This window comes from Cognatitamlana onchidii (assembly GCF_004804355.1).
Classification (GTDB): Bacteria; Bacteroidota; Bacteroidia; order Flavobacteriales; family Flavobacteriaceae; genus Cognatitamlana; species Cognatitamlana onchidii.
This window is the reverse complement of sequence record NZ_SRWZ01000001.1, coordinates 42,304-61,906: the sequence shown is the minus strand read 5'-3', so window position 1 is coordinate 61,906 and position 19,603 is coordinate 42,304. Positions and strand designations below refer to the sequence as shown.

9 protein-coding genes are annotated in these 19,603 nt (G+C 36.2%); 1 reads left to right on the top strand and 8 read right to left on the bottom strand.

Going from position 1 to position 19,603, the window contains the following annotated elements:
- Positions 1-10: 10 nt before the first annotated feature.
- The 6 genes from uvrB to E5D58_RS00235 all read right to left on the bottom strand — a co-directional run bounded on the left by uvrB (position 11) and on the right by E5D58_RS00235 (position 16,843).
- Positions 11-2,014, bottom strand: a complete 2,004-nt coding sequence (uvrB, locus tag E5D58_RS00260) for an excinuclease ABC subunit UvrB (RefSeq protein ID WP_136479830.1) — start codon at positions 2,012-2,014, stop codon at positions 11-13.
- A 46-nt stretch (positions 2,015-2,060) separates the two neighbouring features.
- Positions 2,061-7,214, bottom strand: a complete 5,154-nt coding sequence (locus E5D58_RS00255; RefSeq protein WP_136479829.1) for a T9SS type B sorting domain-containing protein — start codon at positions 7,212-7,214, stop codon at positions 2,061-2,063.
- Between the two features lie 92 nt (positions 7,215-7,306).
- On the bottom strand, positions 7,307-12,244 hold the full coding sequence (locus E5D58_RS00250; RefSeq protein WP_136479828.1) for a T9SS type B sorting domain-containing protein: 4,938 nt from the start codon (positions 12,242-12,244) through the stop codon (positions 7,307-7,309).
- Between the two features lie 125 nt (positions 12,245-12,369).
- On the bottom strand, positions 12,370-15,075 hold the full coding sequence (locus E5D58_RS00245) for a T9SS type B sorting domain-containing protein (protein WP_136479827.1): 2,706 nt from the start codon (positions 15,073-15,075) through the stop codon (positions 12,370-12,372).
- A 27-nt stretch (positions 15,076-15,102) separates the two neighbouring features.
- Complete coding sequence (locus E5D58_RS00240; RefSeq protein WP_136479826.1) at positions 15,103-15,927, bottom strand: ABC transporter permease; 825 nt, start codon at positions 15,925-15,927, stop codon at positions 15,103-15,105.
- Positions 15,928-15,949: 22 nt separating this feature from the next.
- Positions 15,950-16,843 (bottom strand): ABC transporter ATP-binding protein, encoded by an 894-nt coding sequence (locus tag E5D58_RS00235; protein ID WP_136479825.1) that lies wholly within the window; start codon positions 16,841-16,843, stop codon positions 15,950-15,952.
- Between the two features lie 118 nt (positions 16,844-16,961).
- Between E5D58_RS00235 and E5D58_RS00230 the strand changes: the two genes are divergently transcribed.
- Positions 16,962-18,026, top strand: a complete 1,065-nt coding sequence (locus E5D58_RS00230; RefSeq protein ID WP_136480491.1) for a hypothetical protein — start codon at positions 16,962-16,964, stop codon at positions 18,024-18,026.
- Between the two features lie 5 nt (positions 18,027-18,031).
- Here the strand turns inward: E5D58_RS00230 and E5D58_RS00225 are convergent, their stop codons facing one another.
- Positions 18,032-18,547: a plasmid pRiA4b ORF-3 family protein gene (locus E5D58_RS00225; RefSeq protein ID WP_136479824.1), complete on the bottom strand. Its 516-nt coding sequence runs from the start codon at positions 18,545-18,547 to the stop codon at positions 18,032-18,034.
- Positions 18,548-18,586: 39 nt separating this feature from the next.
- Complete coding sequence (locus E5D58_RS00220; RefSeq protein ID WP_136479823.1) at positions 18,587-19,603, bottom strand: COX15/CtaA family protein; 1,017 nt, start codon at positions 19,601-19,603, stop codon at positions 18,587-18,589.

Sequence of the window (19,603 nt, the reverse complement as noted above, 5' to 3'; positions counted from 1 at the left end):
AGCTAAAGGTTTATACTTTTAGCTTTTCTAGTTTATTTTGATAGGCTTTAATTTCATCTCTTAACTTAGCGGCAGCAATAAATTCTAGGGCTTTAGCAGCTTCTTCCATAAGTTTCCGCTTTTCCTTAATCTTTTTTTCAAGTTCAGGCTTGGTCAAATAAGCACTCTCTGGTTCGGCAGCTTTAGCAGCTTCTAATTCATAGCTATAGGTACTTACCGAGTTTTTAGATAAAGCGTTGTCTAAGCTTTTATTAAGCGGTTTAGGGACTAGGTTATTATCGGTGTTGTATTTAATTTGTTTTTCACGCCTGTAATTAGTTTCGTCAATAGTTTTTTGCATGCTATTTGTAATCTTATCGGCATACATAATGGCTTTTCCATTAAGGTTTCTTGCCGCGCGACCCACCGTTTGAGTTAAAGATCTTGTGGAGCGTAAAAAGCCTTCTTTATCCGCATCAAGAATTGCCACCAACGAGACTTCAGGTAAATCCAGACCCTCTCTGAGAAGGTTTACTCCCACAAGTACATCAAATAAGCCTTTTCGAAGATCTTGCATAATTTCAACTCGCTCGAGCGTATCTACGTCACTATGAATATATCGGCATCTAATCTGAATTCGATCCAGGTATTTGGTTAATTCTTCAGCCATGCGCTTAGTTAGTGTTGTTACTAAAGTTCGTTCATCTTTTTCAACTCTTAACTGGATTTCTTCGATAAGATCGTCAATTTGGTTTAAACTCGGTCGTACTTCAATAATAGGATCCAAAAGACCAGTAGGTCTAATAATTTGTTCAACATAGATGCCATCCGTTTTTTCCAATTCGTAATCTGCGGGTGTAGCACTCACATAAATAACTTGGTTTTGCAAGGCTTCAAATTCTTCAAACTTTAGAGGTCGATTGTCCATGGCCGCTGGCAGTCTAAACCCATATTCTACCAAATTTTCTTTTCTACTTCTGTCCCCGCCATACATGGCATGTACTTGGGAAATGGTAACATGACTCTCATCGACCACCATCAAATAATCATCTGGGAAATAATCCAATAAGCAAAAGGGTCTCGTTCCTGGTTGCCTGCCGTCTAAATATCTAGAGTAATTTTCAATACCCGAACAGTAGCCTAACTCACGAATCATTTCTAGGTCAAACTCTGTTCTTTCCTTGAGCCGTTTGGCTTCAAGATGTTTTCCAATATCTTTAAAATAGTCATGTTGTGCTACAAGATCATCTTGAATATCTTTTATGGCATTTTGGAGTACCTCAGGAGAGGTTACAAACATGTTGGCAGGGTAGATGTTGAGTCGGTCATATTTTTCAACAATCTGATTTGTTTGAATATTAAAAGACTCAATATCTTCAATTTCATCTCCAAAAAAATGAATCCTAAAAGCATCATCAGCATAACTCGGAAAGATATCTAGAGTATCTCCTTTAATTCTAAAGTTACCATGATTGAATTCCCCCTCGGTTCTGGAATATAAGCTTTGAACTAACTGATGTAATAATTGAGTTCTAGAGATTTCTTGATCACGTTCAAGAGAAATCACATTTTTCTGAAACTCAATAGGGTTTCCTATACCATATAAGCAAGATACAGAAGCAACAACCAGAACATCCCGCCTTCCTGAAAGTAAGGAAGAGGTGGTACTAAGTCGCATTTTTTCAATTTCTTCATTAATCGATAAATCCTTTTCTATATAAACTCCAGATACAGGAATGTAAGCTTCGGGTTGATAGTAATCATAGTACGAAACGAAATATTCTACGGCATTATCAGGAAAAAACTGTTTGAATTCGGAATACAGTTGAGCTGCGAGTGTTTTGTTATGTGCCAAAACAAGGGTAGGGCGTTGAACCTGTTCAATAACATTGGCGACTGTAAAGGTCTTTCCAGAACCGGTAACACCGAGTAGTGTTTGATATTTTTCGTTATCTACAATCCCTTCGGCAAGTTGTTTTATGGCCTGTGGTTGGTCGCCTGTTGGGCTAAATTCTGAATCAATTTTGAATTTCATTTAGCAAAACTAAGGAAAATAAGATTTGATTTTATAGAAAGAAACGTTAACGTTTTAAGGTGAAATGACCCGAAAATACACGACCATCGTCAAGAACGACTTTAAACCAGTAATCGTCGTTAGGTAAAGGCGTTCCATTGAACGTGCCATCCCATCCCTTTGTTGAGGCACTAATTTGCTTAATTAATTTACCATACCTATCAAATATCAAAATCGTGCTATTGCCTTGAACGGTTGCGCTTAAACCTTTTATTTGCCAAAAATCGTTAACGCCATCTCCATTTGGCGTAAAAAATTTGGCATGACCAACAACAGAAATATCAAGGGTTGCTACGCCACAAATTTTATCTTGTACATATATGGTATAAAATCCTGGATATATATTTTCAAAAAAAGGTTCCTTTTGATAGTTAATAAAATTGGAGCTTTCACCTTTTATAGCAAACTCGTATTCACCTCTTCCCAAGTTGGTAGTATCAATGGTTACAGTATTGTTTTCTGAGATATCTTTAATGGTAACATTTTCCTTAGTAATGTTAGCTAGTTCTGAGGCATCCACAAAAATGGTTTTGCTGTTAGAACAACTGGTGCCATCGGTTTTAGAGAGTGTTATTGTATAGGTGCCTGGGTTAGAAACCGTAATTTCAGAATCGCTAGAAATAAACTGGTTTGAGATGGTGCCATCTAAGCTGGTCCATAACCATTCGTATTCAAATAACTCAATAGGATTCGATTCTTGAGGGTCTAAAAGGACCGTAAACGTAGGGTCTGAGGTGCAAACTATTAATGGGGTTTCTACGGAGAATGCAGGAACTGGATTTACTATTAGTTCTATTGATGTTGTATCGAAGCAATTAGGATTATATGGATTGAATACGGTAGCGACTATAGTTTGACTCCCAGAGTGTAACTCGGTAGGCAAAGAAGGACTGTTAGTGATTAAGGTTCCGGTTTCATCACGATAGTCATAGCTAATTACCATATTGCTTTGCGTGCCTAAAATAAGGTTGTCGAAACTACTTGTATTGAAAGGGTATAGGCCATCATCGTTGATATCCCCAAGATCGCCATCGCAGACAATTTTTTTAGGCAAAGGGTTTGCTATGGGTTGAGCATCTACAATAAACGCAATGCTCTTTTCATCAACACATGGTCCATCTGGAGCCAATGTGGTATTGTTCGTTACCACAACCGATATGGTCTGCGTTGCTGTTATAAAGGGATTCGGTAGTGGACTGGGAAGTGCTATGCCGTTCTCATCAAAAAATGTGATGGTAACATCACTAGTGTTTTGAGTTCCTAAAATTGTACTTTGTATTTGAGATGTATCAAATGCAAATAAACCGTCATTATCTAAATCGCACGCGCGTTCTATGTCTACTGAGTTTGCGACAGGGAGTGCTTCCACATTCAATAGAATATGAGCACCTAAGCCCAAACAATCGTTACTAACATCGCTATCTACTCGAACATATATAAATTGTGCATCCGGATATCCGATGTTTCTATAGTTAGAAATATCTTGAATCTCATTCTTTTCGGCTAAAGCATCCAGTTCATTCCTATAATAGCGTGGGGGTAGCGGGTTTTGACCAGGCGGAATAAAGCTTAAAACGGTTTGGGTCACACTACTAAAATCAAAAGTTGTAATACCATCTCTATCGTTATTGTTAGCATTATTATTTCCGTTAGTATCTAAAAAATCATCACATTGGCTGAACTCAATAAGGAAGGTTGGAGGGATAACCGTTGTGGACACTTGTAGTTGAATTTGAGAAACAACCGTGCATCCAAATGCCGATACTATTCGAGCCCAAACAGCATCATTACTTACGGTTTGATTAACATAGGCTGTAGGATTATCGATATAGTCTGAGCTTGATATATCCCCTAAAATAGCACCTGCCTCGGTTTGGTAATATGTAAAGGTTTCGTTTGCTGCATTAGAAGATATTTTGGATTCGGCTTCCAAAAGATTAAAGGGACTAAAACCTAGGGTAGAGGAGTCTTCATCATCACACTGTACAAGAGTTACTGGGGTGTTAATAATGGGTAAGGCGTTTACGGTTAACGTGATAGCATCGCTATATCCTCCGCAGGTATTACCATTTCTATCGAGTTTAACTCTATATTTGTAAGCGTTAAAAGACAGCGGGGCGCTATTTAGATTTAAAATGTCGGTTTGGGCGCCATTGTATTCCATGTTATCTTTTATCACACTCCAGTTTATTCCTTCATCCGTTGAAACTTCCCATTGGTAGGATTCTGCAACCGAAGAATTTACTGAAATTGCGACACTCCCTAATTCGCAAACAGCCGCATCTGTAGGTTGTGTTTCGATAATTATGGGCGCTACATTTAAGTAATCTGCGTTTGGTATAGAATAACCATCGGTGGCGTTTGTAATGAGACCATCTTTATTTACTATAGGAGTTGCATCTCCTAAACGGCCATCTTGATTTCCGTCGGAGAGTCCAGCTTCAGTGACATCATTGCAATTATCACCATCGGAATCTAAATCCTTATAAGAGAAAATGTCATCGGCATCCAGGTCATTTGGCTTGTAAATACTTAGGTTGTTGTCAGGCATTGTTTCGGCACTATCAATCCAGCCATTAAGTCCAAAGGCCGAACCATCAACAATGCCATTCAGGTCATTGTCATCAAAATAGGTTCCTATAACACCGGTTTCTCTAATGTCGAAAATTCCATCATTATCACTATCTAAATCATAAAAATCGGGAACACCGTCTTCATCGGAGTCGATAGGTGTTAACAGGCTATTATAGACGTCGTCTAATCCATCACTGTCTGCATCTTCTCCACTTAAACTTACCAAAATACCTTGGTTTTCATAATAATCTGCGATACCGTCATTATCAGAATCTAAATCTAATTCGTCCTTAGTGCCATCGCCATCATTATCTTGTTTAAAACAAGTTAGCGATAGTATAGCACTATGTGAACTTGCGGAAAATTCATTTTCCAGATGATGAGCAAAGGCGAAGCCCTCTACTTGGTTGGCTAAAAAAACGTATGGGGTCGATCCTTGGGGAGATGGATTAATTTTGTAGTGTATTTCCGATCCAGAAATTTGCTTTATTCCCGTTTCAAAAACACCATCGAAATTGCTGTCTACCAGTAGTCTATCATCTGGATCTATTAGAGTGATGTTTTTATTAACAGGTTGTATACTTGCAATAAAATATTGTCCCTCTACGGGAGTTTGGACTGCACCTGTGTCCTCTTCTAGTTTTGTGTTAACGGGTTCGTTAAATGTTAAACTGTAAACATTTTCAGCATCTATATCTGCAGGTATATTACTAACGATACGGCCTGTTGAATTAAGATTTACAGTGCTTGGAGTTGCTCCAGAATTGGAAATCGAAATATTATTTGAGGCTAAGGTTGTGTTGGTCGCCCCATCTTGAAACCTAAGAATAGGCGGCCTGGATTCAGATAAGTCTAAGACGACATCACCTCGAGATTCGGTACAATTCAGGATCCCATCGTTATCGTTATCAATATCAATATTATCAATAATCCCATCATTATCGATATCGTCAGGACAAATACTAACTGGAATAATCGCCGATTCTAGTTTTGCTAAGGTACATGTAATTATGCCCTTTAGTTGATACCTGCCTGGCGTTGTTGGTGTGATACTAGTGGCGTTAATGTTGAGGTCTATAAAGCCGCTGCCATCATCAAACCACCACTCAAAACTATCAAAATTTTCGGCATTTGCAGCTTCTAACGTAACGTTAGGAATACAATTGCCTAAGGTTGCAAATTCTGCATCGAAATTAATTTCTGGTGGCGATGGAAACCCTGAATAAAAGCTTCCAGAAGTTGCAGAGCCATTAACATTAAAGTAGGCTACATACAATTCGTCATTCCCTTGAACGGAGACGTTACCTGTTAAGCCCGTAACTTTATAGGTTATGTAGTTAGCATTGCCTATAACAGGACTTGGGCCTTGTGTTGAAAAGTCTGATAGCGGTTTATTATTAATCGTAACCTGTGCTCCACTTTTTGTAACAATAGAAACACCACCACTGTAATTTGTTCCTCCAATATTATCTATGTTTGCAATGTTATCTATGTTACCCCTAGTCTCGCAACTTAAAGGGGGGACGAAAAACATGCCTTGATTAGCTTCAGAAGTAGAACCAACACCTTGATATGCAAAAACAGGTAGAGAGGTTTCAACGTACATATTGCCATCGGCACTAAAAGCATTGCCTTCTATAAGGTAGTATTGCCCGGCGTTTATTGTTGCTACAGCAGGGTTCCCATTAATTTTTATTTCTGTATTATTAGAGTGCGCAACAATAAGTACATTCTCCCAATTATTGTTGCCACCTCCTTTCACAAAAATATACTCAGTTCCAACTTTAGAAAGTCCTGCAATTTGGTCTATGCCATAGTCTCTTCCTTCTCCATTATGAAAACTACCATTTGCAGATCCGCAGCTCACGGCAATGGGTTTGTCGGACTCTACCAGCGCACCAATTAAACCATCTCGGTTAGCCAGAGTTTCAGAGCTATTTGTTGCAATGGTATAACTTTCTCCCTTGTTAAGAGTTACTGAAATAGGTGTTGATCCTGAGTAGTTTTTAATGACAACGTTTGAAGGGATATCGCGAAACGTAATTTTAGTGACATCTTCTGTAGCCATCACAGAGACAAAATTGAGATAATTAGTTTGTGGATTTTCGTTAGTGTAAGTGCCTATTCTAAAGGTGTTACCTAGCGCGGAAAGCCCTTTGCTTACTAGAGCACCTGCTTGGGCACCATTTCCAGCGTTCATTCTTATGGATACATAAATAGGAGCTTCTGCTTCAATAACATAGCCTTTATTGTTGGTAATTCGACTTGTTTCGCTTGAGTTCATAAAAAGCTGACCCGTACCAGAACCTATTGCTGAAACTTGCGGAGTCGTATTTGAAACTATACCTGATATTTCACTACTAATAGGTTGTCCAATAGGTTTAATCGTGTAGTTTACATTGCCTAAGCTAGGGGTTGAGATGTATATATATTGGTCTTCAGGATTGGCATTGCCAAATTCTGCACTTGTTAATGGCGGTATATAGTGGATTTTACTTAGTTGAGCGAAACCATTACACCCAATAATTAGAAATAAATTGATAAGAAGAAATCTAATGTGTTTAGAGTTTTGTATGAAGTAGGTCACTTGAAGCCTATTTTTTTGATGTCATAGTAAAATGGTGTCGCTAAATAGTTTTAGACTTTTTATAGGGTTGAAGGTTTAATTGAGCGCATTGTTTATCTTTTTAAAGTGAAATGACCTTTAATTTCTGAAGTATTTCCGTTTTGAACAATATTTGCGATAAACCAATAGTCATCTGACGGCATATTTTCTCCGTTGTAGGTGCCATTCCATCCTGAAGCATTATAGGGCAGAGTTTTTAATAATTTTCCATATCTATCGTAAATATAAACGATAGTTCCAGGTAGTTGACTAGCACCTATAACATGCCAAGTGTCATAATAACCATCAGCATTTGGAGTTAAAAATTTTGGAATATCAAAAACGAAAACGTCTTTTGAAACATCCATGCAGCCATTTAAATCTCTTACAGTAACGACATGGTTACCAAAACTTACATTTTCGAAGACGTTGGAAACTTGAGGGTCACCATCATCGAGGATATATACATAATCTCCAATTCTACTTAAGTTAATATCTACAGTTATGCTGTTAGGATCCACAAAATCGACCGTTGAGGTAAAGGTGATCTCGGCCTGTTCGGATTCTATTACCGTAAAATTCTTAGTATAGGAGCAATTGTTAGGTGTGGTAACGGTAACGGAATAAGCTCCTAATTCATTTGGAGTGACATAGATTTCACTTGATGTTGAATTATTTTCAGATGGATTGACATTAGTAGACCATAGGTAGGTGTCATTAGGATTACCAGTGTAGGCGTTAATACTTATTGGTTGGTCATCACAAAGAGGGACATTATCATTAATAGGAATAATAGGTAGAGGATGTACTATAAGGTTAAATAAGGTGGTGTTATAACACCCCGTGTCATTATTTTCAATTCTAGCATAAATAACATCGTTGTTACGTCCTGGATAGTTTGTTACGGCATTAACGCTTTGTTCGGCATCATCCAATGTTTCATAATAGGTAACTGTAAACTGGGACGCATTTTGAGTTCCTAAAACAAAGCTGGAATTGTTGTTTAAATCAAAATTAAAAATACCATCAAAGTCATCATCACATGTAATAAGGTTTGGAGGCGTATTGGCAATAGGGTTTGAATTTATTTGTAAGGTAAAATTAGTTGTAATGTAGCAGCCTGTATTAATATTTGAAATTCTAATATAAATTAAATGACTTGAATTTGTATAGATAAAAATATTATCTAATGAAGGCGTGTTGTTGTTTGCATCTTCAGGTGTATCATGAAAGGATATATTTACCAATGAGGTGTCATTTACCAAGCGGTCGTTTACAAGTTGTAAGTTATAAGTTGAGCTTTCATTATCACAGATTTCAATAGTTCCAATAGGATTAAAATTAGGAGGCGGGTTGGATATTAGTTCAAGAGGAGCCAATGAAAAGCAACGTGTTAGGGTATTGGTTACTTTTATATATATTGTTTTTGATTCAGATAGAAAGTTACTAGGAGTACTTATTGCATTGGAATTGTCTAAACCATCATTATAATTAATATCCGAGACATTATTAAAATAATGTATTTCTAAGTTACTTATCACTCGATCAGTAATCTCAAATTCTGGGGTGCTTGTAAGTAGATTATAGACGGTAAGATCGAATTCTGCCATGCCACTATAGTCCTTAGCACAACTGGTTATAGAAGGAGAGCCAACGATGATACCAGGGGCCGAAATAATATTTATTCCTAAACTCTCGACAATGTGGCACAGGGAGTTGTCGTTTTCAATTCTTATATAAATAGTTTCAGGATTGGCAGTATTAGTATATGAATTGTTAAGAGCGTTTCTGTTGTTATCGGCATCGTCAAATGTTTTGTGAAAACTAATATTTAAGTCATCACCAGATAGACCTGCTCTTAATTCATTGGCTTTTTCTTCTAAATCAAAAACGTGCTTGCCATCATTGCTTGTGTCATCACAGATTAAAAAATCCACGACAGGATTATAAATAGGAGAAGGCGATACACGAAGTTCTATAGTTCCTGTTTCAAAACAGCTGGAATCCGTTATATTTTGAACACGAATATATATAGTTTGTTCCCTTAATTTATTTTGATAAAGATCAGATTTGTCGATAGGTATGGTAAAACCTGAATCCTCAAAATATAGCACCTCTTTCCCTGATTGTCCATCTAAAATCTCTTCATCTTTTTCTGATAAAATAAAATAAGCAACATCCGTTCCGTCATTTTTGCAAATTTGATATCTAATTCCAGATGGTATAACGGGTTGTATATTGATAAAAATTTCAAAAGGCACAATAGCGTAACAGCCAGTTCCACTTACTATATCTTCAATACGCGTATAAATTGTTTTCGTATCGGTATTATAATTGGCTCTTTGAGTTTCAGGAATTTCATTAGTTTTATTATTGGCATCTTCTAAAGATGTGAAAAAGTCAATATCGAGTCCTGTGGTGCTGGTCACCATTTCACTAATCTTGGCATTCAAATTAACTTCTGCAAATCCGTCGACTGTACCGTCATAATTATCGCAAATGGCAATATCTGAGGGCATTGATGCTGTAGGGGCTGTTAATATTTTAATTTTAAAAGGGTTAACAGTATAGCAAGGGGTTCCGGGACTTGTTATTCTGGCATAAAGAGTTTCTTCGGGTAAGGTGTTGGCATAGAATTGCGGTAATTGCTTTACATTATTGTCGGCATCTATTGCATTCTCAAAATAAGTGACTTCAAAATTTGGATCTCCAGAGGTAATTTGAGAATCTAAAGATTGTAAATCAATACTTGCTAGTCCATCATCATTATCATCGCAATAGGGTATGGTAACTTCCGGGAATTGCAATATTGGATTTATGATTAGGGTAATCTGAGTATTGTCAGTACATTCACCATCGTCAATGGAAATATAAACAACCTGGTTGTCTAAGGCCGAAAAGGGTAAATTTTTATTTAATGGACTTGTCCCAGCATCTCTGTTTTCTTCCGTCCTGTAAAAAGTAACTTCAATATTATTAGGAAGGCCGTTAGCAGTACTTAATTCATTGGCTATAGATTTTTCAATAGCAAACAAGTCGAAATCTATACTATTAGTACTGTCTTCATCATCATCACATAAAGCAAAATCTCCAGTGTCTGTGGCCGTTAATAACAAGTTTGTATGTATTTCGAAAGGAATAATAGAACTACAATCCGATAAATCGTCTTTTATCCTTAGAAAAAGGGTCGCCGATCCAGGTTCGGTAACTGCATTGGTGTATTCATAATTTGAAGGGTCTACTATCGCGTTAATATCAGATAGGGCATCCTCATAGCTTATATGAAATGATGTTGATACGCCTGTTAGTCCATTAAGTATTGGGGTTATAACTTCAGTTAGATCAAAAAAAGCATTGCCATCCATGTCATTATCGCAGGCATTTATAAACTGGGTGTCTCTATTAACTATTGGGCTAATTTCTGTACTAACATTAAGTGTTGTGGTTGCCACACAACCTGTCACGGTATTTATAACCCTAACATACAATAGTTCATTTCTAGAAGTGTTAATATAAGCGGTAACAGGATTATCTCCTGTAGAAACGTCCACACTGTTTTGATGATATGTTACGAATAGTTCAGGATTTCCATTAGTTATCTGCTCATTTCTTTGAGTTGGGTCTACAACGGTTATACCATCTGGTGTATCGTCACTGTCACATATATTGAGCGGCGTAGGATTTGTAATATTTGGTTGTGTATTAACAATTAAATTAAAACTGGTTAAGGCAAAGCAGGCGCTATCATTGTCCTGTACCCTTACAAATATTTCCTTTGGGCTTGTTGGGTTTTCAACTGGAGAGCTAATAGGAGCCAAATCGGCTTTAGCATCTTCAATGGAATTATGGTAACTAATGCTAAAGTTTGTGAATGGGATATCTGCGTTTGATATTTCATCATCTTTAGAAGATAAGTTAAAAACATTACCAGATGGGTCATCGCACAGCAAGAAATCGGTAACAGAGCCCATAGATTCTTCTGTACTTAATTCAACATTAATCTCGTCTTCCTCAACACAATTTGTACCATTAACAGGCACAGAGACTTCTACTTTATAGACACCGTTTTGAGTGGCGTTAAAGGATGCGCCTGTTGCTCCGGGAATAATAGTGTTGTTTCTGAACCATGCATAAGAAGCCAAATTATTGTCAATATCGGCATTCAACAGGGCACTTCCTGCACAGGTAGAAATATCTTTACCTAGGTCTAACGTTCTAAAACTATCTCCTTCAATAAATACTGCAGAATCGTAACCTCCCGATAACGAATCTTTTTGGTCGGCAATTATAATCTTTATGTGGTATGTTACATTGGGTTCAATGCTCCCAGAGGCAGTTAATACTGTTGTTCTTCCATTATAATTCGTGTCTCCTAAACCGTATCCTTCAAAGTATTCTTCATTTTGGGCCTCACAAACTCCAAAAATTTCATTATGAATTGTGTTGGTGTTTACTGGGATATTTGTCCCAGGTATTAAAGCTATATTTTGGTAGGGGTCCGTAGTTCCTGCTCTTTTAATAAGGAACACAAAGCCATCAGAAAATTGACATGGGTTAATTTCAAAATATTCTTCTGAGGCCAATAGGTAGTTGAATTGAAACAGATTAGATATTGATACGAAGTCAAATTCTATAGAAGTAGCATTAACGTAGTTATCGGTCGTGCCAAGAGCAGCTTCTAGATCAGGATCAGAACCCCAACTACTCGACCCTTCACTTAAAATCGGCGTTTTTTGAGGGTTACCTCCAGAAGCAGCTCCTCCAGTGGAAATAACAATACCTTTTTCGAAGGGGAAGTTTGAACTGGCCTTTTCAAAAAAACCATAGCTTGGAAACCCATAAGAGTTACCATTTATTGATGAGGTGATATTGCTAATATTTACACAACCATCGACTAAATTATCTTCAATTAGAGATTGTACATCAACAGTATCGTCAATAGATATTTGCTGGGAATAAAGATAATTCCCGCAACAAAAAAGAATACATATTATGTAGTAAACATATTTCAAGTTCTGTAGGGTTTTTATTTGGTGCTATAACTAGGTGTAAAACAGCCCTTGTCGATGGCAAATTAGCCTAATTTTGATTGAATTTAAAATATATTGGTTAAAATCCAATTTATAAGGTTTTTTATCTAATTTATTAAAGCAAAATGGCTCTTAAAGACCCGTCCATCTTGTAGTTTAACAGAAAACCAGTAGTCGTCGCTAGGAAGTTTTAAGCCGTTAAAGGTGCCATCCCATCCAGGACCCAGCGGAAAAAGCTCTTTAACTAACTTGCCATATCTATCAAAGATCTGGATTTTTGTTTCGGGTTGAAACATTTCTGATATGCCATAAACTTGCCAGGTATCATGAAATCCGTCATTATTGGGCGTTAAAAATTTGGGAAAGCCAATTACAGAAATAAGTGTATTAGAAATACCGCAATCGTTTTTTACGTCCTTAACATAAACCTCATAAATGCCAGGAAAAATGTTTAAAAATTCATTCTCGTCTTGGTATGGGTAAATGGTATTTGTTTTGGTATTGACTAACTTATATTGATAATTACCTTCTCCAGAGGCCAATACCGAAACGGTATTGTTCTCAGAACTGTCATCGATGTCGATATATTCAATAACAGCCGTATTAGATGGTTCTACAATAAAAGTTTTCGTTTTAGAGCATCCTTTTGTATTTACTACCGAAACAGAATAGGTGCCAGGCGAATTAACTTGGATACTAGGGGTTGTCTCACCAGTAGACCAAAAGTACTTGTAGTTTGTTGAAGATAGTCCAGAAATCGTAGCATCCAGAGTAATCATTTCTGGGGATCTATTCACACAATAGAAACTTTTCTGTTCCTTATCTATCTCAGGAAGTGGGTTTACAATGAGGTTTACTTGACTAATGCCATAGCAATCGTTATTGTTTTCAACTCTTGCAAATATAGTTTGATTATAAGCTTCTTGGTTTGTGTAGATGTCTTCCAAAGTATTATCCTCGAGCAAGGCATCATTATAAGTTTCAAAGAATGAAACTGTTAGGTCTGGAGGTAATCCTGTTAAAAGGGTTGTTCTAGCCTCATTCAAATTGAAAACAGTTTTACCATCCTCAATATCTTCATCATCGCAGGCAATTAGTTCAGTGTCCTTCAAGGTTGTTGTACTCACGGTTAATATGAGCTCGGAGTAGCTGGTACAACCAAACATATTAGTAACTTCAACGTAAACTGTTTGAGGGCTGCTTGCATTTAAATAAGCGTTTGCATCTATTCTTTTTAGCCTATCTAAATCCGAATAAAATTTAAACGTATGGTCTTTTGGGGTGTAGGTTATTTTATCATAAGCTTGAGTTAAATTAAAAAGCGTCATACCGTCTGGCGTTCCATCTTCATCACATTGACTTAGGGCGGTATCATTCAAGGTTGGGTTTTCATTGAAGGACACAAAAGCTTCTCCTTCAATGGCGCATTCTCCCGTATTTGGGTCTATGTAAACCTCGTAATGCCCACCTTTAGAAACCTCTAATTTATGACTTGTTTCACCCAAATCATTACCGTCTCTTGTCCAGAGATACGTGGCGCCAATTAATTTTTCTGCGGTCAATGTATAAGAATCTCCTTCGCAAAGAGGTAGGCTAGTGGAACTACTTCCATTGTTGATAATGTCGATTTTAGTGTTAAAAAAAGAAGCTATGAAAGGTGGTAGGCCTTGAGACGAACGACCCGGTGAAAGCGGAATAGCCCTGTGAACATAATTACAACTGGGTCCAAGATTATTAGGTGCATTAATGACGCCTAGATAATTTATACCAACCTCATAGGTTTGACTAAGAGCTCTATAAATTTTACCATCTGGTCCCAACTGTAATGCCCCTCTGTATAATTGCCTGTTATCAATAACAATCATTGAAGAATTGATATTAGACGCAGAAAGATTAAATTGTACCAACATCGAGCTATGGTTTTCTGGAATGGCATCGTTTGCAGAATTTTCACGATCAAAAAAATCATTAGATGTATGTACGTAGAGTATATTGCTGTTTGGGGAGAATTCGACACCGTAGGGTTTTCCATTCTCTCCATTAATTCTAAGAGCTAGCGGGTTACTCACCTCACCTGTTAGAGAATTGAAGTCATACAAAAACAGACCATCTGTAACATTGGCACTGGCAATTTTTTCACCATCTGGAGAAAGTTTTAAATATCCTCTTTGGTCCAAAATGGTAATTGGCATTGTCGATTTTACAGAAACAGTTTCAACCCCAGCACTATTTACTTCAAAAGCATGAAACGTATTAAACTCTGGCTCGTTTCCAAATTCCGAAGCAAATGCTAAAACCCAAATAGATCCGGTAATACAGTCTTTTACAACTGCAGTAATTTTCTCGGAACACGATCTAAGGAGATTCATGTTTTTTGTAGTTACATCGCCCAACCCACCAAGAAGTCTTAAATCCACTGTTGAATAGTTAAGTCCTAAATGAGGCTGATTAAAACTATAGTCATCTACAGTAAAAATGTAATAAATGTTATCATCATTTGGTTTTGGTACTATAATGGCGGACTGCGTACTAGAGGGGTCGCCATTTAAACCAGTACCGTTAGGCATTTTTTTATGCTCTTTATTCCAAACAGAAATGCCGTCAGTGTAGAAGAGCAGATTTCCTGAACTATCTGATATAGAAGTGCACCCTTCAATGGTACTTAATTCTCCATCATTTAAAGCCGAAACGCTATTAGTAGCTAGGTCAAAACGAATTCCCGATTTAAATCCAAAATACCAATTGGCAGCTTCGTTTTGAGTATAGCTACTTAGGCATATTAGACTAATAAGTAAGAAAAGTATTTTTTTCATCTTTCAATAGCAACGCTATCAAAGATATTATAAATCTCGCTTTTTTAATAAACGGTACGACAAAAATATAAATATGGAGGTCCAAACCAATACAATAACAATTTCAAAAAAGTGCACACCATAATCGTAAGCCAAATTCGCTTTGTCTGGAAATTTAGACATAGATATGCGTTGAAACGGTTGATCAATGAGTTTGTACATGGACTTTAAAGGAAAAAGGTTTTGAATTTTTTCGGCCAGATTAGAATTAAATTTCCAGGTAATAAGTCCAAAAATAATCCATTCTAAAATATAAAGAATGAAGAGGAATGCCAAAGCGAATGCAGAACGTTTTATGAGCATACCAAAAAATAAGCATAAGCTAAAGAAGCCAAGAAGTTTTACAAAATAGGCTAAAAGAAATTCTGTCTCCATGAAGATTATTGAAACCTCTGTGTAGCTAGAATAATATAAACCGATGCATAATGAGATAAGACCAATAAGGACAGTGGAAATTAGGGAAAAGAAAACAATGGCATAAAATTTCGAGAGAATGAATTCTTTTTTACTAAGTCCGTCAATAAGATTTTGTTTAATGGTTTTGTTACTGTACTCGTTGCCAATCATACTTACCACAACAATTGCAAAGAAAAACTTAAATTGAGAAGCAAAGAAGGTCGTTAAATGCCAAATAACAGGAAAATTAAATATTCCCAGCTCACCTAACTCTAAGGTGAAAAAACCAAATACATTAATTTTTAATGACGAGAGTAGGATTACAAAAAACGGTAGAACGAATGAAATTAATATGAGAATCTTACTTGTTCTGTTAAGCAATAGTTTTTGCAATTCTAGGTTTAATAGTCTTAACATTTGTTAGGCTTTGATGGATTTATTATTTGTCAGTTAGCTTTAAAAATTGCTCTTCTAAACTTTCTTTACGCTGCACAAGATGGGTAAGTGTAATACCATGTTTAAAAACAAATTCGTTAAGATCTTCGGACTTAACAGGTTTACTTAAAAAGGCAGTTATTAATCCATTTTTAGAACCATAACTGCTAATGGATTCATGAGATTTTAATAGGGTAATGAGTTTAGTGTTGTCTGTTGATTTCAATTCAAAAAAACCATGACTGGATATCATTTCATCAACTCGTCCAGAATAAAGTTTAACACCTTTACTAAGTACCACGACATGCGAACATACTTTCTCTACTTCATCCAGTAAATGTGAAGCCAATAAAATGGTGGTGCCATTGGCTGCTATTTGTTTTATAATTTCTCTAATTTGATGAATTCCCTGGGGGTCTAAACCATTGGTCGGTTCGTCTAAAATTAAAATCTCCGGGTCGTTTAAAAGAGCAGATGCGATGGCTAAGCGTTGTTTCATTCCTAAAGAATATGTTCTAAACTTACTATGCTTTCGCTCTACCAACCCTACAATCTCAAGCTTTTCATCAATTTTACTATAATCCAATCCCTTAATTTTGCATACTAGTCGTAGGTTTTGATTGGCAGTCATGTACGGATAAAAGTTAGGGCGTTCAATTATAGCTCCCACCTTTTTTAGAGCATTATGCGTACTTATATTACCACTGAACCATTGGAAGTTTCCTGCTGTTTTATTTACCACATTTAGAATAATACCCAAAGTAGTAGATTTTCCACTACCATTAGGTCCTAAAATGCCATAAACATTACCTTTTTGAATACTAAAGGATAAGTCTTTTACAGCAGTTAAGTGACCGAATTTTTTTGTTAGGTGGTTAATTGTTAGAATAGATTCCAAAGGTTTGGCGTTTTATGGATTACGAAAAGTAAAGGTTAGTTTTAAAGTATGACGAATGTGATTAGTTTTTGTTACAAACGTATTAGTAAAAGCCTTAAATTTGAGGAAGAATAAGATTATGCAAGACTTAAAAATATCCAAACGGAAACCTTCTTTTCCTATAGGTTCGAAATTAGACAAGTACTTAACAAAGTATAACAGAAATGTAAAAATCCCTATATTTTACGAAGATTTGTTACGATTCCAAGGATCGATAGTGGTTTATGATAAAGATGAAAATGATACACTTTGGATTCGTGTTTATTATAATGAATTTGAGCGGGATGAAATAGACTCGGCATTAAAAAAAGTCTACACTATTTTTCACTCTGATGGTAATGAGAATATGCTACCATTTTTAAGTGTTGATGCCATAGACTACTGTACCTTTGGTAATTCAAAACCGTTTAGAATTAAAATTCGGAATGTTTTAAACGACAACTCCACCTACTTTTATGTGAAAGTTGCAGATGCGTCACGTATTTACGGATTGGAACTAGAGCATATGCTATCTCCTTATAATTTGAACTTTTTAGTACATCAAAATACCTTAATTGAGGAGCATATTGCAGGTATTCCAGGAGATGAGTTTATTAAAAAGATGCTACCCAGTTGTAGTAAATCTGAAAAGTCTCAAATCGCTAAAGAGTTCGTTAAGTTTAATGAGCGTTGTATGATTAGACTTTTAGGGGATATGAGATCTTATAACTATGTTATTGTTCCAACACATGATTTTGATAAGGTGGTTTATAAAATTAGAGCTATCGATTTCGATCAACAATCTTATGAAGGAAAATTTAATATTTACAGGCCTCAATATTTTAAAGAAAACAATGAAATGGTTCAGTTGGTGTCTAATAGTATTCAAAAATTATCCATTGAGCAATATAAAACAGAAGAACGATCTATATTGGTGAAACGCTTAAAGAGTTTTTACAACAGATTTGGCAGATTAATTGAGTGTATGACTACTGATGAAATTTCTACCCAAGAAAACGTTGATCTTTTAAAAATGACCATTTTTGATTACACGCACGATGTTAATTTTAAAAAGAGTCATAATATGGGTGATATTTTAAAACACTCCTTGGAATTCTTAACACGTAACTATGAAAATGTAAATCCCGTTAATTTAAGGCATTAAAGTGCTTAATTCCAGTTTTCATCAAAGTCTAAATGATCATAGTCGTTGGTGTCTAAATCGTCTTCAAATTCGCTACTGAAGTCATCATCTGTATCCGACTTAAATAACTTCTCTGGAGCATTATCGGGCACCTGACCTTGAACAAACATAAGATTAGGATAATCATGACCCTCTGTTTCTTCGGCTATTTCAGCTAGCTCAACATAGAAGGTCCACATACTTAAAAAATCGTAAATGTAAATGAGCTTGGTTTGAGCCTCATGAACAATACTATCTAGAGAGGTTTCGTTCATTAAACGAGCAGAGGCATCTTCACTCAAATCAAATAACGAAATTTCTTCCCCTTGTTCCCATTGGTCATTACTAACGTAAAAAGAAGCCATTTCAGTGCCATCAAACCCAAAGGATTGTGTGATGATATTATGTAAGTCTTCAAGAGAGTCTGTTTCTCGAATTTCTAAATCTCGAAAAATATCTTCCTCGGTGTCATTATCTAAAATAACTCTAAATCTGTAGATCATTTATGAAATAAATATATTGGCAAAGGTAACTTTTTTATCTTATTTCGTAAAACGATGTAGGGTGAATGTCATGGCGCTTAGAAGGAAAAAAGCCCCTACTTGGTGCGCAACTCCTAACCAAACAGGTACTTGCAACAATATGGTAAATACTCCTAAAATAAATTGAAAACCAACTAAATACAATAGCCATAGTATGCCTTTGTTTTGATACGAGGACAGGTCTGTGTTTTTTGCTTTTATATAGATAGCGATAATAAAACCTACCACAAAGAAAGCCATTATTCTATGAATAAATTGAACGCCACTTTTGCCTTCAATAAAGTTTCTATAAAGAGGCGTCTGTTCAATGTAAACCGTTTGGTGCATGAACTTTCCCTCACTCATCATAGGCCAATGATTATGAATGAAACCTGCATCTAATCCTGCAACAAAGGCACCATAAACTATTTGGATTATCAATACAATGAAACCAACTCTAATAAAGTTTCTTAAAGGGACGCTTATCTTCTTCTTTTCCGGAAATATAATATCTAAAGCCACCCAAAGTGTGTAGGCAAATGTTAAAAATGCCGTAGTTAAGTGGGCAGCCAACCTGTAATGACTAACGTCTGGATTATCGACTAGTCCACTTTTTACCATGTACCAACCTAAAAAACCTTGAAAGGCGCCCATACATAAAAGTACAATAGCCTTTTTTGTGGTTGTTTTAGAAATTTGTTTCGTAAATAAAAAATATAAAAATGGCAGTAAAAAAACCAATCCTATGAACCTACCAATAACACGATGGAGCCATTCCCAAAAATAGATGTCTTTAAAGTCTTGTAATGTAAATTGATTGTTAAGTTTTTGATATTCGGGATACTGTTTGTACAAATCGAAAGCTGCATTCCACTCGGTATCGTTCATTGGCGGAATGGTTCCAGAAATGAGTTTGTAGTTTGAAATTGATAAACCAGAGTGCGTCAGCCTTGTAATACCTCCAACTACCACCATTATAAATATCAATAAACATCCTGTTAACAACCAATAAATTACTTTTTTACTATCTTTTCTCAT

Coding starts and splice junctions, on each gene's coding strand:
- E5D58_RS00240 (WP_136479826.1), bottom strand. CDS start 15,927: ATGTTAAGACTATTAAACCTAGAATTGCAAAAACTATTGCTTAACAGA.
- E5D58_RS00230 (WP_136480491.1), top strand. CDS start 16,962: ATGCAAGACTTAAAAATATCCAAACGGAAACCTTCTTTTCCTATAGGT.
- E5D58_RS00245 (WP_136479827.1), bottom strand. CDS start 15,075: ATGAAAAAAATACTTTTCTTACTTATTAGTCTAATATGCCTAAGTAGC.
- E5D58_RS00225 (WP_136479824.1), bottom strand. CDS start 18,547: ATGATCTACAGATTTAGAGTTATTTTAGATAATGACACCGAGGAAGAT.
- E5D58_RS00220 (WP_136479823.1), bottom strand. CDS start 19,603: ATGAGAAAAGATAGTAAAAAAGTAATTTATTGGTTGTTAACAGGATGT.
- uvrB (WP_136479830.1), bottom strand. CDS start 2,014: ATGAAATTCAAAATTGATTCAGAATTTAGCCCAACAGGCGACCAACCA.